This is a genomic window from Ruegeria sp. YTSA168 (assembly GCF_059610045.1).
On sequence record NZ_JBXWMW010000022.1, the window covers coordinates 1 to 21,112 of the forward strand.

General features: G+C 59.0%; 23 protein-coding genes. 10 read left to right on the top strand and 13 right to left on the bottom strand.

The window, feature by feature from the left end:
- Positions 1 to 257: 257 nt before the first annotated feature.
- The 4 genes from AC2FFE_RS20125 to AC2FFE_RS20140 are packed head-to-tail and all read left to right on the top strand — an operon-like array spanning position 258 to position 1,736.
- Positions 258 to 929 (top strand): lytic transglycosylase domain-containing protein, encoded by a 672-nt coding sequence (locus AC2FFE_RS20125; RefSeq protein ID WP_496820976.1) that lies wholly within the window; start codon positions 258 to 260, stop codon positions 927 to 929.
- The gene (locus AC2FFE_RS20130) at positions 926 to 1,207 is read left to right on the top strand and encodes a hypothetical protein (protein WP_496847520.1); all 282 of its coding nucleotides are present in this window, start codon (positions 926 to 928) and stop codon (positions 1,205 to 1,207) included. The genes AC2FFE_RS20125 and AC2FFE_RS20130 overlap by 4 nt, the downstream gene beginning before the upstream one ends.
- 3 nt (positions 1,208 to 1,210) lie before the next feature.
- Positions 1,211 to 1,489 carry a VirB3 family type IV secretion system protein gene (locus AC2FFE_RS20135; protein WP_152460684.1) on the top strand — a complete coding sequence of 93 codons (279 nt, stop codon included), beginning with the start codon at positions 1,211 to 1,213 and terminating at the stop codon, positions 1,487 to 1,489.
- The gene (locus tag AC2FFE_RS20140; RefSeq protein ID WP_496820974.1) at positions 1,482 to 1,736 is read left to right on the top strand and encodes a hypothetical protein; all 255 of its coding nucleotides are present in this window, start codon (positions 1,482 to 1,484) and stop codon (positions 1,734 to 1,736) included. Before AC2FFE_RS20135 ends, AC2FFE_RS20140 begins: the two co-directional genes overlap by 8 nt.
- 45 nt (positions 1,737 to 1,781) lie before the next feature.
- Here the strand turns inward: AC2FFE_RS20140 and AC2FFE_RS20145 are convergent, their stop codons facing one another.
- The 7 genes from AC2FFE_RS20145 to AC2FFE_RS20175 are packed head-to-tail and all read right to left on the bottom strand — an operon-like array spanning position 1,782 to position 8,624.
- On the bottom strand, positions 1,782 to 2,558 hold the full coding sequence (locus AC2FFE_RS20145) for an aldolase/citrate lyase family protein (protein ID WP_496847522.1): 777 nt from the start codon (positions 2,556 to 2,558) through the stop codon (positions 1,782 to 1,784).
- A gap of 11 nt (positions 2,559 to 2,569) precedes the next feature.
- The gene (gene hpaH / locus AC2FFE_RS20150) at positions 2,570 to 3,370 is read right to left on the bottom strand and encodes a 2-oxo-hept-4-ene-1,7-dioate hydratase (RefSeq protein ID WP_496820972.1); all 801 of its coding nucleotides are present in this window, start codon (positions 3,368 to 3,370) and stop codon (positions 2,570 to 2,572) included.
- On the bottom strand, positions 3,367 to 4,221 hold the full coding sequence (locus AC2FFE_RS20155) for a fumarylacetoacetate hydrolase family protein (RefSeq protein WP_496820971.1): 855 nt from the start codon (positions 4,219 to 4,221) through the stop codon (positions 3,367 to 3,369). The genes hpaH and AC2FFE_RS20155 overlap by 4 nt, the downstream gene beginning before the upstream one ends.
- A gap of 24 nt (positions 4,222 to 4,245) precedes the next feature.
- Positions 4,246 to 5,709 carry an NAD-dependent succinate-semialdehyde dehydrogenase gene (locus tag AC2FFE_RS20160; protein ID WP_496820970.1) on the bottom strand — a complete coding sequence of 488 codons (1,464 nt, stop codon included), beginning with the start codon at positions 5,707 to 5,709 and terminating at the stop codon, positions 4,246 to 4,248.
- On the bottom strand, positions 5,706 to 6,689 hold the full coding sequence (gene hpaD / locus AC2FFE_RS20165; protein WP_496820969.1) for a 3,4-dihydroxyphenylacetate 2,3-dioxygenase: 984 nt from the start codon (positions 6,687 to 6,689) through the stop codon (positions 5,706 to 5,708). Before hpaD ends, AC2FFE_RS20160 begins: the two co-directional genes overlap by 4 nt.
- Positions 6,690 to 6,723: 34 nt before the next feature.
- Positions 6,724 to 8,238, bottom strand: a complete 1,515-nt coding sequence (gene hpaE / locus AC2FFE_RS20170) for a 5-carboxymethyl-2-hydroxymuconate semialdehyde dehydrogenase (protein ID WP_496847524.1) — start codon at positions 8,236 to 8,238, stop codon at positions 6,724 to 6,726.
- The gene (locus tag AC2FFE_RS20175; RefSeq protein WP_496820967.1) at positions 8,235 to 8,624 is read right to left on the bottom strand and encodes a 5-carboxymethyl-2-hydroxymuconate Delta-isomerase; all 390 of its coding nucleotides are present in this window, start codon (positions 8,622 to 8,624) and stop codon (positions 8,235 to 8,237) included. Before AC2FFE_RS20175 ends, hpaE begins: the two co-directional genes overlap by 4 nt.
- Before the next feature lie 88 nt (positions 8,625 to 8,712).
- Between AC2FFE_RS20175 and hpaR the strand changes: the two genes are divergently transcribed.
- Positions 8,713 to 9,150 (top strand): homoprotocatechuate degradation operon regulator HpaR, encoded by a 438-nt coding sequence (gene hpaR, locus AC2FFE_RS20180; protein ID WP_496847526.1) that lies wholly within the window; start codon positions 8,713 to 8,715, stop codon positions 9,148 to 9,150.
- Here the strand turns inward: hpaR and AC2FFE_RS20185 are convergent.
- The 5 genes from AC2FFE_RS20185 to AC2FFE_RS20205 all read right to left on the bottom strand — a co-directional run bounded on the left by AC2FFE_RS20185 (position 9,147) and on the right by AC2FFE_RS20205 (position 14,953).
- On the bottom strand, positions 9,147 to 10,382 hold the full coding sequence (locus tag AC2FFE_RS20185; RefSeq protein ID WP_496847528.1) for a Tm-1-like ATP-binding domain-containing protein: 1,236 nt from the start codon (positions 10,380 to 10,382) through the stop codon (positions 9,147 to 9,149). The two genes, hpaR and AC2FFE_RS20185, sit on opposite strands and share 4 nt — an antisense overlap.
- Positions 10,379 to 11,863, bottom strand: a complete 1,485-nt coding sequence (locus AC2FFE_RS20190; protein ID WP_496820963.1) for an aldehyde dehydrogenase family protein — start codon at positions 11,861 to 11,863, stop codon at positions 10,379 to 10,381. Before AC2FFE_RS20190 ends, AC2FFE_RS20185 begins: the two co-directional genes overlap by 4 nt.
- Before the next feature lie 4 nt (positions 11,864 to 11,867).
- Positions 11,868 to 13,385, bottom strand: coding sequence for a tripartite tricarboxylate transporter permease (locus tag AC2FFE_RS20195; protein WP_496820962.1), 1,518 nt, complete (start codon positions 13,383 to 13,385; stop codon positions 11,868 to 11,870).
- A 12-nt stretch (positions 13,386 to 13,397) separates the two neighbouring features.
- Complete coding sequence (locus AC2FFE_RS20200; RefSeq protein WP_496820961.1) at positions 13,398 to 13,937, bottom strand: tripartite tricarboxylate transporter TctB family protein; 540 nt, start codon at positions 13,935 to 13,937, stop codon at positions 13,398 to 13,400.
- Positions 13,938 to 14,008: 71 nt separating this feature from the next.
- Positions 14,009 to 14,953, bottom strand: coding sequence for a tripartite tricarboxylate transporter substrate binding protein (locus AC2FFE_RS20205; protein ID WP_496820960.1), 945 nt, complete (start codon positions 14,951 to 14,953; stop codon positions 14,009 to 14,011).
- 115 nt (positions 14,954 to 15,068) lie between these two features.
- On the opposite strand from AC2FFE_RS20205, the gene AC2FFE_RS20210 reads away from it, so the two are divergent.
- Genes AC2FFE_RS20210 through AC2FFE_RS20230 form a run of 5 tightly spaced genes read left to right on the top strand, consistent with a single transcriptional unit; the run spans position 15,069 to position 20,307 of the window.
- A complete protein-coding gene (locus tag AC2FFE_RS20210; protein ID WP_496820959.1) occupies positions 15,069 to 15,878 on the top strand; it encodes an IclR family transcriptional regulator in 810 nt (269 codons plus the stop codon).
- Entirely contained in the window at positions 15,875 to 17,230 is a 1,356-nt protein-coding gene (locus tag AC2FFE_RS20215; protein ID WP_496820958.1) for an aminotransferase class III-fold pyridoxal phosphate-dependent enzyme, read from the top strand. The genes AC2FFE_RS20210 and AC2FFE_RS20215 overlap by 4 nt, the downstream gene beginning before the upstream one ends.
- A gap of 1 nt (position 17,231) precedes the next feature.
- The gene (locus AC2FFE_RS20220; protein ID WP_496847530.1) at positions 17,232 to 18,089 is read left to right on the top strand and encodes an MBL fold metallo-hydrolase; all 858 of its coding nucleotides are present in this window, start codon (positions 17,232 to 17,234) and stop codon (positions 18,087 to 18,089) included.
- The gene (locus tag AC2FFE_RS20225; RefSeq protein WP_496820956.1) at positions 18,086 to 19,375 is read left to right on the top strand and encodes an aspartate aminotransferase family protein; all 1,290 of its coding nucleotides are present in this window, start codon (positions 18,086 to 18,088) and stop codon (positions 19,373 to 19,375) included. The genes AC2FFE_RS20220 and AC2FFE_RS20225 overlap by 4 nt, the downstream gene beginning before the upstream one ends.
- Entirely contained in the window at positions 19,372 to 20,307 is a 936-nt protein-coding gene (locus AC2FFE_RS20230) for a phosphotransferase (protein ID WP_496847531.1), read from the top strand. The genes AC2FFE_RS20225 and AC2FFE_RS20230 overlap by 4 nt, the downstream gene beginning before the upstream one ends.
- A gap of 398 nt (positions 20,308 to 20,705) precedes the next feature.
- Here the strand turns inward: AC2FFE_RS20230 and AC2FFE_RS20235 are convergent, their stop codons facing one another.
- On the bottom strand, positions 20,706 to 21,083 hold the full coding sequence (locus AC2FFE_RS20235) for a nuclear transport factor 2 family protein (RefSeq protein WP_496820954.1): 378 nt from the start codon (positions 21,081 to 21,083) through the stop codon (positions 20,706 to 20,708).
- Positions 21,084 to 21,112: the final 29 nt, after the last annotated feature.

Consider the following 21,112-nt stretch of genomic DNA (forward strand, 5'->3'; position numbering starts at 1 on the left):
ATCTGTTGGATGATTGCTTTCTGAGCAATGCGAAGGGCCGTCAGGCCCGGAGCCAGAACAATCTGGTTCCGAGGCTTTACACTTTGGTCAGACCTTCAGGCTGATTGATCCGAGCTGAACGCTGGCTGCCTACGAAGCCCGCGAAAGGCTCAGTGCTGTGTCCCGGCATCCAATTTCTTGCTGCTCAGATGATCCAATACCGAATCACATAATAGTAATTATGTAAATTTTGCTGACCTATTTGTGAGAGCGAACTCGTGAGCAGCTTTTCCAAAATCTTCACTGAAAACGGACGCCAGCTCAACGCCATTTGGTCTTTGTTTGCGCTCGTCGGAACCGGCGTTACCGCCCAGGTCATCGAATACGAGCCCGATGGCAGTGTGTTTCTGAACGGTGCGCGGGCAGAAATCGTTGATGGCGTCGTTCGTCCGATCCGGATGCGTGAATACACGCTTGAAGAACAGCCCGAAGCACCCAAGGCCAAGCGGACAGCAAAGATCGAGATTGCGGGTAAAGCACCGCGACCTCGCAACGCCTCGGGTGGTTGGTCGCAGGAGCGGATCGTCAAAGAAATCCATGCAGCGGCAGACCGGCATGACATTCCGGCTGAGCTTTTCATGGCGCTGGTCTGGCAGGAAAGCCGGTATCGGGCTGATGCCCGGTCGCCCAAGGGTGCAATCGGTTTCGCGCAGCTCATGCCGGGAACGGCAAAAAACCTGGGCGTGAACCCAAAGAACCCCGCAGAAAATCTCGACGGTGGTGCCCGCTATTTGGCGGCGCAGTACCACGCGTTCGGAACCTGGAAGCTGGCGCTTGCCGCCTACAACGCCGGGCCTCACCGCGTCGTCGAATATGGCGGCGTCCCCCCCTTCACCGAAACCCGCAACTACGTGCGGATCATCCTAAGCAAAGTGAGCACTTCCTCATGAACAAAACCCACTTCATCCAACAGACCGCGTTCTTCGCGCTGGCTCTGATTGTCGTCAGTGCTGCACCGGCCTCTGCTGGCTGGCTGCAAGATGCCATTGGCGATTTCATCAACGAAACGCTGGCCGACTCGAAGGTCGTTGGCGTCAGCCTTGCCGCTGTCGGCTTCATCTGGGGCTGTCTCGCCTACGTGTTCGGCTGGGGTTCGTTGAAAGGCCCTGTAATCGCTATCGTCGTCGGTGCTGTTATCGGCCTCGCTGATACGTTCATCGGAGCCTGATTGATGCCGCGCCGCAATACGGTCTTTCGCGGCCTGAGCCGCCCCGCAGAATGGGGCGGCCTACCCGTGATCTATCTGCTGGTGATCCTCGGGATGACAATGCTGTCGTTCTTCATGTTCGGGATAGCGCCAGCAATCATTGCGGGTTTTGTTTTCTACACCGGGCTTCGCCTCTTTTACGAATGGGAACCGGCTTTCTTCCGCGTCCTGTCCGTAACCCTTTCCAAAACTCCGCGCACCAAAAACCGCCAGCATCATGGGGGAGATTACTATAGTGCCTAAGCCTGCTGCACAGGATTTGTGGACCCTTGCCCGCTCGTTGATCGAACCGAGCTGGCGCAAGGATGAAATGAGCCTCTTTCAGATGTTGCCGTATGGCTATGTCGTGGACGATGAGGTCATTTCCACACGCAACGGTGGCCTTATGGTGGTGGTGCGACCGGATCAGCATGTGGCGAACATCCTGCCGATCACGGAGCATGAAGAGCTGGCAGCGTTTTTTGACCACTTCATGATCGAACAAAACTAGGAAAGCGGGGCATCAGCCCCGCCTTTTCCCCGAAACGTCGCTCGGCTACTTGAGCCGCTTTGCCGCGTCCGCCGCGGATGTCCGCATATTGCGGGCGAAGAGCGTCACATCGATCTCCGTCGTGACGAAAGTAGCGCCTAAGGCGCGGCATTGCGCCTGTAACTCTTTATCCAGCGTCAGGATGCCCGCCGCCTTGCCCGCCGCGACGATCCGCTGGATTGCGTCCAGAACCCTCGCTTTGACCTCGGCCTGCCCGGGCTTGCCGATATATCCCATATCCGCGGCCAGATCGGATGGGCCGATGAACACACCGTCCAGCCCCTCGACCGCCAGAATGTCGTCCAAAGCGTCCATGCCCTTTTGGTTTTCGACCTGTGCCAGCAGGCAAATCTGCTCTCGCGCTGTGGTCAGGTAATCGCCAATCGCGGCAAAGTCCGAGGCGCGGGCAAGGGCCGACCCCACACCGCGCACGCCGTGGGGCGGATAGGTGACGGCATCGACCAGCGCCTGCGCCTGTGGGCCACTTTCGACCATGGGGATCAGCAGGGATTGGGCGCCTGCGTCCAGCAGTTGTTTGATGATCCACGTCTCGCCGATGGGTGGGCGCACCATGGCATGGCTGCCGCGTCCGGCGATCACTTGCAGCTGCGCCGTGATGGACCGAAGATCATTGGGCGCATGTTCACCGTCAATCAGCAGCCAATCAAAACCGGCCCCTGCGCTGATTTCGGCAATGTAAGGATCGGCCAGCCCAAGCCAGCAGCCCAGTTGCAGCTCTCCTTTGGCGATGGCGGCTTTGAATGGATTATGCGGTGCGGGCATTGGTGCTCCTCTCAGGCAAAGCTGATATCAACAGTGCCGAAGGGGCCGAAGTCAGCATGAATCTCGGCGCCTGATGGGCATTCTATCGGACGAATGAAACTGCCCGACAGGATGATCTGACCCGGTTCAATACTTTGGCCATATTGGGCCATACGGCGGGCCAGCCAGACAACACTTTCAACCGGATCATTCAGCACCCCTGCCCCTAGGCCGGTTTCCTCAACCTCGCCATTTCGGGACGTGATCGCGCCGACCCAGCGCAGGTCAAAGGCATCAATCGGATGACGCTCTGGCCCCAGAACGATCCCCGCATTGGCAGCATTGTCGCTGATCGTGTCATAGACAGTGCGCGTCGCCTTGGTCTGAGGGTCGATGCGCAGGATGCGCGTGTCGAGGATTTCGATGGAGGGCGCGACATAGTCTGTCGCCGCAATCACGTCGTCGCGGGTCACATCTGCGCCGCCGATGGGTGATTTCATCACAAAGGCGATTTCCGCCTCGATCCGTGGTTGGATGAAACGCCCCTTGGGCACCGTCGCGCCATGGTCAAACACCATGTCGTCGAACAGGATGCCACTGTCCGGGATGTCGATGTTCAGCGCATATTGCATGGCCTTGGACGTAAGCCCGATTTTCCACCCCACCACAGATCGCCCTTGGTCCAGCTTGGCGCGGTAGATGGCGTTTTGCACGGCATAGGCATCATCCATCCCCATCTCATGATGGCGCTTGGTCAACAGGCCGATCTGTTCGCCAGTCGCTTCGGCTTGCAAAAGGTCGGCGGCGGCTTGGGCGTGATCTTGGGGCGTCATAGCTGCTCGTCCTCAATCGTATTGCGCAATGTGCCGATGGTGTTCACCTCAACCTCGACCACGTCGCCGGGTTTCAGGAATTGCGGCGGGTCCAGTCGCGCGCCGGACCCAGTAGGCGTGCCGGTGACGATGATATCGCCGGGCTGCAGCGTCATGAAGGTCGAGATGTATTCAATCTCGCGCCGGATCGGGTGCATCATGCGGGACAGAACATCGTCTTGCCGCACCTCGCCATTGACGCGGGTAATGATGCGGGCGTCGTCCAACTGGGCCGCGTCGGTAAAGGGCACAAGCCATGGGCCAATCGCCCCCGAATTGTCCCAGTTTTTGCCTTGGGTAACATTGAATTTCGCGTGCCGGACCCAGTCACGGATCGTGCCTTCGTTGCAGATCGTCAGAGCCGCGATATGGTCATAGGCATCGGCCTGCGCAATGCGGCGGCCGCCTTTACCGATCACAATGGCCACCTCGCCTTCGTAGTCCAACTGCGGGCTTTCCGGAGGGCGGACCAGCGGGCAATCATGCCCTGTGAACCCGCTGGCAAAACGCGGAAAGAGCGACATGTATTTCGGCTGCTCGGACCCGTCTTTGTATTCCGCATTTCGGTCCGGGAAGTTCACGCCCACACACAGGATGCGGCGGGCATTGGGTAAAACCATCTCATATTGAAAATCGGTGTGGGTGACGGATTGTCCCTCTGCCGCTGCGCCAAGGTCAGCAAGGCCGCCGGCCTGCACGGCGTCAAACAATGTGGGCCACTGAGCGAAGGCATCGTTCAGGGCGATCATGCCAGCCTCGGTAACGGCGCCGTAGAATGTTTTTCCGCCGCTTGTGTATGTTGCAAATTTCATCGGATGGTCCTCCCAGTCCATTGCTTAAGCGTCCTCGATCCCACCCATGCAGATGTATTTCAGTTCAAGGAAATCATCGAGCCCGTGGCGCGATCCTTCGCGGCCCAGACCGGACATTTTGACCCCGCCAAACGGGGCCTCGGCGGTTGAAATCGGACCCGTGTTCACGCCAACCATGCCATAGTCCAGCGCCTCGGACACGCGCCAGACGCGCGCATGGTCACGGCTGTAGAAGTAAGAGGCCAAACCGAACTCGGTGTCATTGGCTGCGGCAATGACCTCTGCTTCGGTGTCAAACCGGAACAGAGGGGCCACCGGGCCAAAGGTTTCTTCGGTGGCGACGGCCATGTCGGCTGTCACATCTGTAAGGATCGTCGGCTCAAAGAAGGTCCCGCCAAGGGCATGGGGTGAGCCGCCATGGATCACCTTGGCTCCTTTGGCTGTCGCATCCGAGATGTGGTCCGTCACCTTGGTCACGGCTGCATCGTCAATGAGCGGGCCAAAGATCACGCCTTCGTCAAATCCGTTGCCCGTGGGCAAAGCCGCGACCTTGGCCGCCAGCTTGTCTGCAAAAGCGTTGTAGGTCCCCGATTGAACGTAAATTCTGTTCGCACAGACACAGGTTTGCCCGTTGTTGCGGAATTTCGCGATCACAGCACCCTCGACAGCCGCATCAAGGTCGGCGTCATCGAACACGATGAAGGGTGCGTTCCCGCCCAGTTCGAGCCCGAGCTTCTTGATCGTCGGCGCACATTGGGCATAGAGCTGCGCGCCGACCTCAGTGGACCCGGTAAAGGTCAGTTTGCGCACGACGGGGCTGTCGGTCATGGCCGACCCAATTTCGCGAGCAGAGCCGGTCAGGACCGAAAACAACCCTTCGGGCAACCCTGCTTCTTCGGCCAGCACCGCCAGTGCAATCGCTGAAAACGGCGTTTGGCCCGCAGGCTTTAGCACCATGGCGCAACCGGCGGCAAAGGCGGGTCCTGCCTTGCGCGTGATCATGGCGTTCGGGAAGTTCCATGGCGTGATCGCCGCGACAACGCCGATGGGTTGCTTGACCGACAAGATCCGTTTGTCGGGCGCATGGCCGGGCGTGATGTCGCCATAGGCGCGCCGGGCTTCTTCGGCGAACCACTCGATAAAGGATGCGCCATATGCGATTTCCCCCGCCGCTTCGGCCAGGGGTTTGCCTTGTTCCGCCGTCAGGATTTGGGCCAGATCAGACTGGTTTTCCATCATAAGATCGAACCAACGGCGCAGAACCGCGCTTCGATCCTTTGCCGTGCGCGCGGCCCACGCCTCTTGGGCGGTTTGGGCCGCTTCGATCGCCTCTTGCGTCTCTACCCGCCCCAACTTGGGGACATGGCCCAGCACATCACCGGTGGCTGGGTTGGTGACGGCGACCCCTTGACCGTCTGCGGCGATCCAGCGGGTGCCCACACGGGCGGCCTGCCGCAACAGCGACGGATTCTTTAAGGTCAGGGTCATGGCGCGATGATCGGGCTGGCGTTCAATTCAGGATCCTTGAGGTCGACGCCCACAAACTGCGTCCCGTGCTTGAACCAACTTTCCGGTGCAGCCGCGCCCCAGAGGGTTTGGCGCTGGGGGTCCTTGAGGTCCCACTTAATGGGCTCAAGATCGGGGTCAACCGTCTGATAATCCGAGCAATAAATCTCAATCCGGTGGCCATCGGGGTCAAGGATATAGAGGAAGAACGCATTGGAAATCCCATGCCGTCCGGGGCCGCGTTCGATATTGTCCACGTAGCCAGTCGTCGCCATCAGGTCCAGCAGGTCGATGATGTTCAGCGGCGTTGGCACCCAGAACGCCACATGGTGCATGCGCGGGCCGGTCCCACTGGTAAAGGCCATGTCATGCACGCCACCTTTGCGGTGCATCCATGCGGCCCAGAGTTTTTTGCTCTCTTCATCTTCGGTGTATTCGGTCACACGGAAGCCAAAGTCGGAATAGAAATCGACCGACGCATCAACATCGTGGCTAAAGCAGTTGAAATGGTCGATCCGCAGCGGTTTGACCCCGCGATAGAGCGCGTATTTTTGATGAATGGGCTCCAGCCGGTCCATCTTGTGATAAAATTCCAGCGGGATGCCCATGTTGTCTGACGTCAGTAGCGTGCGGCCCTGATACGGGCGCTCGACCCACTCGGTTGGTCGGCCTTTGGACTTGAAATAGGTCTCCGCCTTGTCGAGGTCCGCCTCGTCAAAGGTCTTGAAACCCATGACTTCTACCGTGCCCGGCTGGTCGGACTTCTGCAGGATCACGCAGTGGTGGCCCCGTTCTTCCATGGCGCGCAGATAGACGTGGCTCTCGCTTTCGTCGGTGACCTGCAGGCCAAGGATATCGGTGTAGAACTTGCGCGATGCGGCGAGGTCTTTGACGTTCAGGCAGACGTGGCTGAGCCGGATCGTGTTGAAATCGGGGTATAGGTTTGGCGCAGGTACGGGCATCAGAGTGCTCCCTTTTCTATTCGCTATCGCGTCGCTACTTGAGCGCGCCCAGTTTCGTGATTTTATGCTGACCGGTGGCAAAGCCGATGTGCTTTTGTTCCATGTAGAATTCGAACGACCAGTCCCCGCCATCGCGGCCGATGCCGCTGGCTTTGACGCCACCAAATGGAGTGGGCAGGTGGCGGACATTTTCGGAATTCACCCAGATCATCCCTGCCTCCAGCTTGTCGGTAAACCGCAAGGCGCGGGTCAGATCGTTGGTCCAGACATAACCCGTGAGGCCATAGGCGGTGTCATTGGCCATCTCCAGCGCCTCTTCTTCGGTCGAAAACCGGATTGACGTCAGAACAGGGCCAAAGATCTCTTCCTGCGCGATGCGCATCTTGTTGTGGGCCTGGGTGAACAGGGTGGGACGGACGAAGTACCCTTCATCGCCCACAACTTCGCCCCCGGCTGCAACCGTGGCGCCGTCCTGTTTGGCGATGTCGAAATAGCTGGTGACTTTGTTGAAATGTTCTTCGGTCACAAGCGGGCCGATTTCCGTTGCCGGGTCCAGCGGGTGACCCACGCGAATGTTGTTGACCCGTTCGATCAGCTTGGCTTCGAATTCCTCGCTGATGGTATCCTGCACCAAAAGCCGCGAGGACGACGTGCACCGCTCGCCGTTGATTGAATAGATCATGAAGATCGCCGCATCGAGGGCGCGGTCGAGATCTGCATCATCAAACACGATGACCGGGTTCTTGCCCCCCAGTTCAAGGTGGTTCCGCTTGAGCGTGTCGGCCCCCTGTTTGGTGATCAGGCTGCCCGTGCGGCTTTCGCCGACAAAGGCGATGGCTTTGATCTTGGGATGTTCGCACAGCGCCTTACCGGCACCTTCGCCAAAGCCGTTGACGGTGTTCAGCACGCCGGGCGGCAGGCCAGCAGCCTCAGCGATTTCCACGAGTAGTCTGGCGGTCAGCGGCGAGGCTTCGGCCGGTTTGTGAACCACCGTACAGCCTGCCGCCAAAGCTGGCGCAATCTTCCATGTGGACAGCATAAACGGTGTGTTCCACGGGGTGATGACCCCTACCGGCCCAATCGGCACACGGGTGGTGATGTTCATCAACGTTGGTGATTTCAGATGCTGACCATCGCGCGCCTGCACAACCTGATCGGCGAAATAGCGGAAGTTCTCGGCCCCACGCAGGGCGGCCTTGGACATGAACTTATAGGCCTGGCCCGTGTCCCAGCATTCGCACAGTGCGATCTCTTCGGCGCGGACTTCGATCCCTTCGGCAATACGGATGAGGATCTTCTTGCGCTCGCCCGCAGGCATATCGCGCCACGCGGCAAAGGCGTCATGCGCCGCATTCGCGGCCTGATCAATGTCGGCGGCAGCACCATGGGCCACATCGCAGATTACCGACATGTCGACCGGCGAGGTGGTTTGAAACACCCCCATTGAACCTGCCGCATCCGCGCCCGCGATGCGGTTCTGAATACCGGTCTCGCGGAACCGCGCGAGATAGCCATCAAGTTTTGCATTGTTGTCGTCAAGAACGCTCATGCGCTGTCCTCCATATGGTCGCGGACGTTTCCGAATTTGGGTGAAAGCGCGGCATCAATGTCGCGCATCTCGGCCGATAGGGCGATAGACCGTGTTTCCATCGCAGGGGCCATGAAGTCTTTGAGGGCGGCAAAGATGCAAGCGATGGCGTGTTGCTTGACCTGATCCGTCCGCCCTTCGCGCAGCCGCACGCTTAGGTCGATAAATCCGTGCTTTGCATCTCCATCCGCCATCGCAACGTGATCCACTCGGGTGGCGCGCACGCGGATACCAGCGGTTGGAAAGGTCTCAACCTCAGCCGCCGCCGCTCTGATCGCTTCGCACAGCGCGCTCATATCCACGACATCCTCAAGGTTGCCGGAATAATCGATCTGAAAGTGCGGCATGTCATTTCCTTAACATGTTAATTGTTGCCAAGTTAAGTAGCGGACATAGTGGTTGTCAATACTTCACCGTAAGAGCACATCAGGTTTCATGACCAAATCGATCCCGCCAACCAACCGATCCCTCCCCATCGCACTCATTCGCGCCCGCGAGGGGGTGATGTCCCCTATCCGTGAAATGCTGTCGGAGACCGGTATCACAGAACAGCAGTGGCGCGTGTTGCGCGTGTTGGCCGAATTTGGCCGGATGGATACCAAGACCCTTGCGGACCGATCGAGCCTGTTGTTTCCCAGTTTGACACGGATCGCCGCGACCTTACGCGACAAAGGCTTCGTCACTCAAACCCGTGATGACAAAGACCGACGCCGACAGTTCATCGAAATCACCGCCATGGGTCAGAAAATCATCGACGACCATGCGCCGCAGGCGGCGATGATCGTGGCGGGTTTTAAGGAAACGCTGGGTGACCAAGACTATGAGACCCTTCTCGATCTGCTGACCCGGCTGGACCCGGGGGCACAGACCTAGACATTGATTGTCCCATCGGCGCGCCAGCCGTCGAAAATCTCGAGCGCCTTGTCTGCGAAGGCCGCATCGTTGATGTGACAAGGTAGGCGGTGGGTCGCTACGGTGTCAGGGACATGCGTTTCGAATTCGGCCAGAAACGCGGAAAGACCATCGGGGTTATACAAATCAGCGCCTTCGCGGTCCCACTCACCCAGCCCGTGTTCCGGAAGGATCAATGCTGTCGGTGCTGTGGCCTTTGCCAATTGTTCGCAATGCGCGCGCGCGACGCGTTTGGTTTCATCCGCTTGCAGGACAATCGAGGTGATCAAGCGGTTGTGCGCATGTTTCATATGCGCATCCCATTTGCTGTCGATGGGTTGCCATCCAACGACGTCCACCAAGTCATAGCATCCCGGCGCCACGATTTGCGGCGTCCCGCTGGCTCCGGCGTTGGTCAAACGATCCGCCCCGGCCGAGATGTTAGAGCCATGTACGTGGTTGCCCAATTCTTGCGTGCAGAAGTCAAAGACACAGGCAAAGGCCCCCTGCTCGGCGAGACTTTCATAAGCGCGCCCGCCCATGCCAGTCGCATGGAACACGGCCACTTCAAATCCACGCTCTTCCAGCGCAGGCTTCAGAGGGATCACATATTTCAAAGCCGAGGTGCCCAGCGAGGTCATCCCGATCAGCGGTTTGTCGGGATCCGGCCTTTGCACGGCTCTGGCCGCGCCCAGGACCCCGCCCGCAGCCTGCGACAGAGATGCCTTGCACACAGAATTGAGCCCATAGAGCCCGCCAGCCCAGAGGATCATTTGTGTATCAGCCGCCAGCCGTTCGGCAGGGATCAACGGAGAGAACGAAACTGTGGACACGATGTACTTCGGCACCCCAAGCGGAAGGGCAGACGCCACATCCAGCGCCAGATCGGTGCCCATCGTGCCGCCCAGCACGATAATCCCGTCATATTTGCCCTCGGCGTGTAAACGCGCGGCCAACAGGCTCGCACCCTTGGCCATGATCTGCATCGCGTGGTTTTCATCGCCACTGTCGATGGCTGCCTGGATTGAGCTTCCGCCCTCGGCGGCCACATCATGTTTGGAGTAGTCCGTGGGCTGGGATGGATCCCCGAGCACCGACACATCCATGGTCACGACCCGCCCGCCCTGATCGCGGATCACGCCGGCGAGATACCCCAACTCATCATCTTTGGTGTCATAGGTCCCGATGACCAGAATTGTTTTGGTGTCGCTCATAATTTGATCCACGCGGTCTTGAGGTTCACATATTTCTCGATGGCATGCAGGGACTTGTCAGCACCATTGCCAGACTGCCCCACGCCTCCCAGCGGCACAGTGCCATCCGCTCCGCCATAGGTGTTGATGTGCATGACCCCCGTGCGTACCGCGCGGACCATGCGGTGGGCGCGGCCTAGGTTCGCCGTCCATGCCGCCCCTGCCAGACCGTAAACAGTCGAATTGGCGAGCGAGATCGCCTCGTCTTCATTCTGAAACGCTGTCACGCCCAAAACCGGTCCGAACACTTCTTTCTGGGCCAACGTCGCATCGCGGGTCACGCCGGTGACAATTGTCGGGGCCATGTAGGTGCCACCGGTCTCCTCTAGTATGCGCGAGCCGCCGGTGACGACCTGTCCGCCCTCGGCGGTAGCGGTTTCGACAAAGCCTAGGTTCGCCTTCAACTGCACTTCGGAATTGATTGCGCCAATATGGGTGTCAACCTTGAGTGGGTCACCCACGCGCATGGCCTCTGCGGCCTTGGCGACTGCGGTGACAAAGTCATCGTGAATGGACGCCTCGACCAACAGGCGCGAGCCTGCAACGCAGACTTGCCCTGCATTGCGGAAAATTCCAGCCGCTGCGACCTTAGCGGCCTCATCAAGGTTTGGCGCATCCGCGAAAACAATATTGGGGGATTTGCCGCCCAGTTCCAGATAGACCCGTTTCATGTTGGACCGTGCCGAATACTCCATCAGCCGCCGCCCTGTGGCACCTGAGCCCGTGAACACCAACACGTCCACATCCATCGAAAGACCAAGCGTTTCACCCACCACGCGGCCTTCGCCGGTCACGGCGTTCAGCACGCCGGGTGGTAGACCCGCTTCAAGCGCCAGTTCCGCCATCCGCATCAGGGATAGGGATGCAGTTTCCGCAGGTTTCAGAACAACGGAATTGCCCATTGCCAAGGCTGGCCCCAGCTTCCATGCGCCGATCATCATTGGGAAGTTCCATGGGATGATTGCGCCGACTACGCCCACAGGTTCCTTGTGGATCATGCCCAGAATGTCGCCCGCAGTCGGGGCGATTTCGCCGTAAATCTTGTCCAGCGCCTCGGCATAGTAGCGAATTGTGGCCGCCGCCGACCCAGGCTCGGCCTTTAGGGCCATGCCGATCTCGGTCCCGTTGTCGCGCACACCCAGAACCGCCAGTTCCAAGGCATTTGCCTCGATCAGATCGGCCCATTTCATCAGCACCTTCTTGCGCGCGGCCGGCGGTTGCCCCGACCAGCGCCCATCCTCAAATGCCGCGCGGGCCGAGGCAATGGCTGCCTCCATGTCCGCAGCCGTCCCCGCAGCCGTCGTGGTCAATCCCGTGCCATCAATGGGTGAGATAATGTCCATCCGCCCGCCGTCCGATGCAGGCACATGTTTTCCATCAATCAGGTGATCGAAGGCAAGGACAGGCAAGGCGCGGAGCGCGTCGATCTTTGTTTGGTCCATCTGGCTATCTCGTCTGGGTATCGTGTAAGTCGTGATCGTCTTCGGGCTGATGCGCGCGCCATTCTTTGATGAGGGTGCGCAGATGCAGCGCCAGCACCAGAAGGATCATACAGAACAGAATGGCCGCAATGGGTCGGTCGATCACATCCAGAGGGGTCTTCAAGCGCGGCAGGGCGGAGCGCAGCTTCACCTCCATAATGCCGCCCAACACCATCCCCAGAATGATCGGCACAATCGGCAGGTTCAGCCGCTTGAGGATCAGGCCCAGCACCCCGAACCCAGCGGCGATCATGCAGTCGGTCAGCGAGTTGCGCAGGGAATAGACGCCCACAAAAGACAGCAGCAGGATCATCACCCCAAGGAACCGTGTCGGCACGCGGATGATCCTGGTCAGGAGGTTCGTTGAAAACAGCAGGAACACCATCACAATGACGTTCAAAGCGATCAGCGCAAAATAGAGGCCATAGACCAGATCAATGTTGTTCTGGAACAGTTGCGGGCCGGGGATCACGTTGTGGACATAGAAAACAGACAGCATCATCGCCGTCAGCGCCTCACCCGGAATGCCCAGCGCCAAAAGCGGGATCATCGCGGCGGCGGGCACGGCATTGTTGGCGGCCTCGGATGCGATTAACCCTTCGGGCGACCCTTTGCCGAAGTTTTCAGGCTCTTTGGATGTCTTCTGCGCGTAAGTGTAAGACATGAACTGCGCCGTGAATTCGCCCGTGCCGGGGATCATGCCAAGGATCACTCCGAACCCTGATGCGACCGTCGCCACACGTTTATGGCCCAGCAGCTCTTTGATCCCTGCGCCCATGCGGCCTGTGATGGGTTTGGCATCGGGGCTGTTGTCGGGGGCGGTCAGCAGGAAGAAGGCTTGGGACAAGGCGAACAGCCCCAGCACCACCACAATCAGGTTCACCCCAGATGACAGGAAGGAATAGCCAAACGTATAGCGCTGAGTGTAGGTCACTGCGTCCAGGCCAACGGTTTGCAGGAATATCCCGAACATCGCCAGCAACCCCGCCGCCATGATTTGCCCCCGATGGGCAAGGATCACGAGGATGATGCCCAGCAATGCAGCCAAGAAAATCTCGCGCGAGCCGAACATGGGCGCGATCAGGGCCAGGACGGGTGACAGCAGGATCAGGCACAGAATGCCGAAGATGCCACCCCAGAAGGATGCCGAATAGGCCAATGACACAGCGCGGTGCGCCTCGCCCCGCTCGGTCATCGGGTAGCCATCATAGGAGGTCAAAGCATTCACCGCCGTACCGGGCGTGTTGATCAGAACCGCCGGGATCGCGCCGCCGTACATGGACGAGCCGTAGATCCCCAAGAGCATCGTTAGCCCTACAATCGGGTCGAGCGAGAAGGTCGCAGGCAGCAAAATTGCAATCGCCACAGCTGGGCCGACGCCCGGAATTGCGCCGATGATTACACCCCCGATGGACCCCACCAGAAGCGCCAGCATCACATCCCAACGCGCGAGCATCTCAAGACCGGCAACGAGGTTTTCCATCTGAGCGGTCCTTTAGAAATACGTCAGCATGATCTGGCGCAGCCCGTCGGGCAGGCTCTCGTAGATCAGGCCCGAGGGCAGGTTAACCTTGAGGAAGGTCTTGAAAAGCAAAACGATCACGACGGCGGCGACAGCCGAAATGCCAAGTGTTGACACCTTGCGGTAGCCCGCCCTCAACGCCAGCGCGACAGCAAAAAGCACCGTTGAAGGGAGATAGCCTGCATAGGGCACAAGCAGCGCATAAGCGATGAACCAGCCCGCATATTCCAGCGATGAAATCCACAGCCAAACTTCTTGCCAGCGGCCGTAAATACGTTCGGACAGGGCAGACCCCAGCAGGTGGAAAGCCGCAAAGAGGACCATGCCGCCCAAGGATACCGCAGGCCAGAACCGTGGCTGAGCGAACAGCTTCCCGCCGTTTTTCCAAGTGGTCTGATCCATCAATTGCGACAAAAGAAATACAGACACCACCAATGCGATCCAGGCGAAGACAATGTCACCCGGTCGGCGGTAGCGCTTGAACAAGGATTGGAGCGTTTTCACACGCGACATGAGCGATGTCCGAATGTCAAAATGAAATACGGCCGGGCAACTCTGTGGGATGCCCGGCCAATTCTTAGACCTTACTCGGCCAACATGGCTTCGATACCGGCGAGGGTCTCGATATCCTGCGCGATCTGCGCCTTCACCTCGTCAGCGGACTGCCAGTAGACCAGCGCACCGGTTTCGGCGGCCAACGCCTGTGCGCGATCAGACATGACAGTCTCTTGCGCGACGGCGATGATCTTGTCCTGAACGTCCTGCGGTGTGTCGGCGTGCACAAACAGTCCGTTCCACAGGGACACATCAAGGCTTGGCGCCAGTTCGGCCACAGTCGGCGTATCAGGTGTCAGCGAAATCCGCTCGGACCCGATAGAGGCCAGCACGTTCACATCATCGAGGCAGGGCAGGATCAGTTGCAGCGTGGTGTTGATCACGTCTACGTCGCCGGAGGCCAGCGTGTTGCAATCCAGCGCATCAAACGCCGCGTCAGAGGCGTAGGAGAAACCCATTTCCTTGGCCAGGCCCAGGGTCACCTGTGTCGGCACCAGCGGTGCCCCGAAATGCCCCAGAACCACATCGTTGTCCTGAGCGTGAGCCGCCAGTTCTTCCATTGTGGAATAGCCAGCATCACCACTTGCAGCGATCACGAAGGGGTATGTCAGGAAATTGCCAAGCGGCACAAAGGGGTCAGGGTTCAGCTCGGGAATGCCGATCTGAGGGCCGACAACGGGCACTGCGATGATGAACGACCCAACCGTGTAGCCGTCAGCAGGCGCATTCGCCACTTCGATTGCACCTGGGAAGGGGCCACCACCGCCGCCGGGCTTGTTCACGACAGCTGTCGGCACGCCGTAGGCTTCCGAGAAGTCCTCGGCGATCATGCGTGTCAGCACGTCTTCCAGATCGCCGGGAGGCCACGGCACGACGAATTCCACTGGTTTTTCCGGATATTCAGCCTGTGCGGCCCCTGCGACAGCCGCCATGGCCAGCGCCATTGCCGTCACGGATTTCGAAAATTTGGACATTTCATTCTCCCTGTAAGTCGGTTCATATGTCGAACCGTTGTTATGGAAAAAAGGTTGCCTTGTTAAATATCTTCTGTCAAACTTTTTTTGTTCCCGCCAATCTGAAAGGGTTAAAATGTCCTCCGCCGCCAAAGCATTGACGCTCCTGTCCTACTTCTCTGCCGCCCGGCCAGAGATTGGGCTGTCGCAAATGTGCCGGATCGCGGGACGGGACAAAGCAACGACCTATCGGCACTTGCAGGCCCTTGAAACGGCTGGATTTGTTGAGCAAAATCCGGCGACGAAACACTATCGACTTGGCCCTGCAGTCATGCAGTTGGCACAGGTGCGTGAGGCAACCGTGCCGCGCAAAGAGGGGGCAAAGCCCGCCCTGACCGCCCTGGCAGACGTGACCGGTGAAACAGCGCATGTGACGGTCCTGTCAGGAGAGACCTTATACGGGCTTTGTGATTGCGAATCCCCTCACCATGGCATCCGAGCGGTGATTGATCTCAACATCTTTCCGTTTCATGCAACCGCGTCAGGCCTATGCGCGTTGGCGTTTGGGCCTGACGAATTGTTCGACGTCGCCGCTGCCTCGCTAGAAGGCTTCACTGAAAAAACACCGACCACCAAGGCAGATCTCGCCAGCCTCGTAGACACAATTCGTCGCAACGGGTTTGGTGTCGGCAATCAAAGCTATGCGGCCGAAACCAAAAGCCTGTCCGCTCCTTTATTTGACCAAAGCGGACACTTTGCTGGCGCCGTGGCTGTCGCCTGCGTGGCCTCTCGGTTCACGCCAGAGCTGGAACAGACAATCAAATCAGAATTGGTGATCGCCGCCCGCGAGATCACCCGCAACTGGGGCGGAACAACGCCCGCCGAAATTGAGGCCGCATGGGCCCGCTCCCTTTCACATCCGATGACAATGGAATCCACGCCATGAAAGATTCGAACTTCCTAAAGGAAAACAATGGCCGCTTTATGTGGCACCCAATGACCTCTCCTAAAGACAGCGCCGACAATCCCCCAAAGATCATTACCGGCGGCGATGGCGTGTCGATCACTGATATCGACGGTCACCGCGTTGTCGACGGGGTGGGCGGCCTGTGGAACGTCAACCTTGGCTATTCCTGCCAGCCGGTCAAAGACGCCATCGCGCAGCAGCTGGACACTTTGCCTTACTACTCGACCTTCCGGGGCACCTCGAACGATGTGTCGATTGAACTGTCTTATGAGCTGAGTGATTTCTTTGCCCCGGATGGATTGAGCCGCGCGTTCTTCACCTCTGGCGGGTCGGATTCAGTCGAAACCTCGCTGCGTTTGGCGCGGCAATTCCACAAGCTCCGGGGCGAAGCGGGGCGTACCAAATTCCTCAGCCTCAAGAAGGGGTATCACGGCACGCATATCGGCGGTGCATCGGTCAACGGCAACGCGAACTTCCGCAACGCCTATGAACCGCTTTTGCCCGGCTGCTTCCACATCCCGGCGCCCTACACCTATCGCAACCCGTTCAACGAAACAGATCCGGAGAAGCTGGCGCAACTCTGCTTGCAGGCGCTTGAGGATGAAATTGCCTTCCAGGGCGCAAACACCATCGCCGCCATGATCATGGAGCCGATTTTGGGCGCAGGCGGGGTGATCCCGCCCCACCACAGCTTTGCACCCGCCGTGCAAGACATCTGCAACCGCAACGGCATCTTGTTGGTCACCGACGAGGTCATCACGGCCTATGGGCGCACCGGCGCATGGTCGGGGGCGCGGCTTTGGGGCATCCAGCCTGATATGATGGCCACCGCCAAAGCCATAACAAACGGCTACTTCCCTTTTGGGGCGGTCATGCTGGGCGAGCAGATGATCGAGGTGTTCGAAGGCAATCCAGACGCCAAAATCGGACATGGCTATACCTACTCTGGCCACCCCGTCGGGGCAGCGGCTGCTCTGGCCTGTTTGGCCGAAACGAAACGACTGAATGTCATCGAAAACGCCGCGGCGCGAGGTACACAGCTATACGAGGGCTGCAAGGCGCTGATGGAAAAGTATGACATCATCGGCGACGTGCGCGGGGGCCACGGCCTAATGACCGCCATCGAGATGGTCAGTGACCGAAAGGCCAAGAAACCGATCGACGGTGGCACGGCCCAAACCGTACAAGAGGTCGCCTATCAGAACGGTGCCATGGTCCGAGTGTCCGGCCCCAACCTGATCCTGTCGCCGCCGCTGGTCCTGACCGAAGCCGACGCCACCACCATTCTGACCGCGCTTGATGCCGGTTTTGCCGCCATCGGAAAGGCCTGACATGTCCAATGATTACGTTGCCCTCTTGGGCACCAAGGGCGGACCCGCCGTACGCCCCGGTTCTTCTTTGCCGACCTCGAACCTCATTTCTCTGAATAAAGAGCGTATTGTTGTTGATTGCGGTCTTGGTGTCACAAAGGGCCTGATCGATCAGGGGATGCAGCTGCGGGATCTGTCGCTGATTTTCATCACCCACCTGCATTCCGATCACTTTCTCGAACTTGGTCCACTGCTGCACACGGCATGGACGGCTGGTCTGAAGACCCGCGTCGACATCTATGGCCCCGCTGGCATTGATGCCTATCTGGATGGGTTTCTTGCGTCCATGAAAGCGGACATTGATCTGAGGGTCGAGGACGAGGGCCGTCCGGACCTGCGCGACCTGATCGGCATCCATACGATCGACGCAGGTCATGTGATGGAGCGCTGCGGCATATCGGTTTCGGCCATCCGCACCGAACACCCACCGCTGATCGACACTTTCGCTCTCTCATTCAAGACAGCCGACAAACATGTGGTCTTCTCGGGAGACACCGCCCGGCTCGAAGCGCTTGAAGACTTTGCGCGCGGCGCGGACCTGCTCATTCACGAAGCGATGCTTGAATCTGCATTGCCCGCCCTAATGGCGCGGATCGGGAATGGGTCGGATAAACTGATGCACCACTGGCTGCGCGCGCATACCTTTGCCCATGATGCGGCCATGACGGCGGCTAATGCAGGTGCAAAGCGGCTGGCCTTGTCCCATCTGATCCCGTCCGATGATCCCGACTATGGCCCAAAAGACTGGCAAGAGGCCTGCGCTGACCACTACGAAGGAGACCTGATCGTCGGCCATGACGGTGTAAGGATCGAGCTATGAGCCGCCCTAACGCAGAACTCGTTGCGGACCGCGCAAGGCTCATGGGGCCCAATGTCTCGACCTTCTATGACGATCCGGTTCATGTCGTGAAAGGCGAAGGCGTTTGGCTTTGGGATGCAGATGGCCGCAAGTACCTCGATTGCTACAACAACGTGCCCCATGTGGGCCATTGCAACCCACGAGTGGTGGACGCTATTTGCAAGCAAGCCAGCACGCTGAACACCCATACCCGATATCTGCACGACGGCATCCTGTCCTATATCGAGCGGCTGACCGCGACGATGGATGCCAGCCTCAACACCGCGATCCTGACCTGCACCGGGTCCGAGGCCAACGACATTGCCCTGCGCATGGCCGAGGCAATGACAGGCAAACGCGGGATCATCGCTACCGATGCTACATACCATGGCAACACCTCGCTGGTCAGTCAGCTGAGCCAATCGAATATTCCAACGGTCGGGTTCGGCCTGGGCCAGTATTTCCGTTTTGTCGAAGCCCCCGACAGCTACCGCGACCCCGATCCGGACGGCACGGCATTTGCGGCCAAAGTGGCCGATCAGATCGCAGCACTCGAAGAGGACGGCACCGGCTTCGCCTGTCTTGTCGTCTGCCCCTATTTTCTGAACGAAGGTTTCCCCGATAATCCGGACGGCTGGCTCAAACCGGCAGCAGAAGTGGTGCGCAAGGCAGGCGGCTTGCTGATTTGTGACGAAGTGCAATCCGGGTTCGGCCGCACCGGCACCCATATGTGGGCCCATGAGAAAATGGGCGTGGTGCCGGATGTGATGGTTCTCGGCAAACCCATGGCCAACGGGCATCCGGTCGGTGGCGTGGTTGCAAACGGCGATATCGTGGCGGCCTTTCGCAAGGGCTACCGGTATTTTAACACCTTCGGCGGAAACCCCGTGTCCTGTGCGGCGGCCATGGCCGTGCTGGAGGAAATCGAGGACAAAAACCTCGTCGCCAATGCGCAAACCGTTGGCGCCTATGCCCGCGAACGGATGGACGATCTCGCGACGCGCCATGACGCAATTGGTGACGTGCGCGGCTCTGGCCTGATCTTTGGGGCAGAGATGGTCATGGACCGCGAAACCAAGGTGCCAGCATCCGACTTCACAGACCGCGTGATCAACGCCCTACGGCGCCGCGGCATCATCCTGTCCAAACTGGGCCGCCACAAGAACACCCTCAAGATCCGCCCGCCCATGCCATTCTCGCAAGAGAATGCAGACTTACTTTTTGATACGCTGGACACGGTTCTGGCTGAAACACCGTTAATCCGATGAGTATAGCAGAACTGGCGCTCCCGTTCTGGGGGCTCGACGGCGCGACGGTCACCTTGGTCGCCACCCGCGAAAACAAGGTCTACCGTGTCGAGAACGGACCAAACCGCTTTGCCCTGCGCCTGCACCGGCAAGACTACCGAACCGACAGCGAACTCGCCGCTGAATTGGGCCTCATGGCCATGTTGGACCACGCGGACCTGTCCGTGCCCGCCCCGATCGCGGCTCTTGATGGGTCACATCTCCAAATCGTGGGCGATGTACAGGTCGATCTGCTGACATGGCTAGAGGGTGAGACGTTGGATACGGCCCTGCCTGCGATGGGCCTTGATGCCCGCAAGGCCGCGTTCGAACGGCTTGGTCGGACCATGGCGCAGATGCACGACGCGATTGATGCTTGGCCGCAAGCCGCGCGCAGCGACCGCCCGTCTTGGGATGCCGACGGTCTTTTGGGGGATACGCCGCTGTGGGATCGGTTCTGGGACAATCCCGCCCTCACGGCGGACCAAAAGGCACGAATGCTGGCCTTTCGCGAAAGGGCCGCAACCGCGCTGTCTGACCTTGCGGCAGAGCTGGACTACGGCTTAATCCATGCGGACCTCGTCCCTGCCAATGTCATGATGTCGGACAACGCCCTACACGTTATCGACTTCGACGATGGCGGGTTTGGCTTTCGTCTGTTTGAGGTGGCAACGGCGCTCTTGAAACACCGACCCGCCCCGGATTACTCCGCTTTGCAAGACGCGTTGATCGGTGGCTACACATCCCTGCGCTCTTTGGATGTCAAACAGCTCCCTCTATTCCTTGCCTTGCGTGCGGCGACCTATGTCGGCTGGAACATCACCCGCGCGGCGGAAGATGAAAGCGGCGCGCGCAATGCTCGGTTCATCGCGCAAGCCGACGACCTGATCAGGGACTACATGGCGATGGGCTGACCTACGGTTCAAATGCTGAGGCGACGATTTCGGCCTTCTTTGCCCGATACATCTGTCCGGGCCAACGGAACCACTGGCAGATGCTGATGGGTGGAACCCAGCGGATGACCGCTTCGCTCGACAGATGTTCTTCGCAATTGTCGATGTCCTGCACGAAGCGGCCATTCAGATCGAGGCTGTCAGCGGCCGTTTTGTCCGCTCACCACCCATTCCCGCGCGACCAGGTGAACGGCCCCTATCTCGGAGGGCTGCCATTCATGCCTAGCGCGGCGAAGGTTCCGAGAGAGCCCATTCCAACTTATGCTGCGGAAGGCACAAATGACGACAACACTCTGGATCGCCGCCATTCGTTGCGCTTTGTTCAACGAGCTTGTGAAGCCGCATGGCGTTCGCAGCTCTTAGAGTCCCGAGATATCCACGAAAACCCGATAGTCTGCGATCTTGCCATCACGAACGCCAAGATGTGCAGCGAACGGCACCTCATGTTCTGATTGGTCCAAACGTGTGTAATGAACCGAGCCGTCACAGATCGCGGTATCGCCGCTAGACCAAACACGGCTGATGGTGTGACGCATTGCCTTAATCGTCGTAAAGAACGCGGCGTTGCTGTCTTTGACGACCTCGCGACCCGTGATCGGCTCAAAGTTCCCGAGTTGAAACTGCACATCGTCAGTTACATGATCGACGACACCTTGGGCATTCAACGCGTCAACGGCTGTGTAGAGCGAGGTGATCAGCGGCGCGTATTCGGAGGTGTTCTTGGCTGTTAGTATCATTGGGTTTTCCTTCCTTTGAGTGAGCGGAT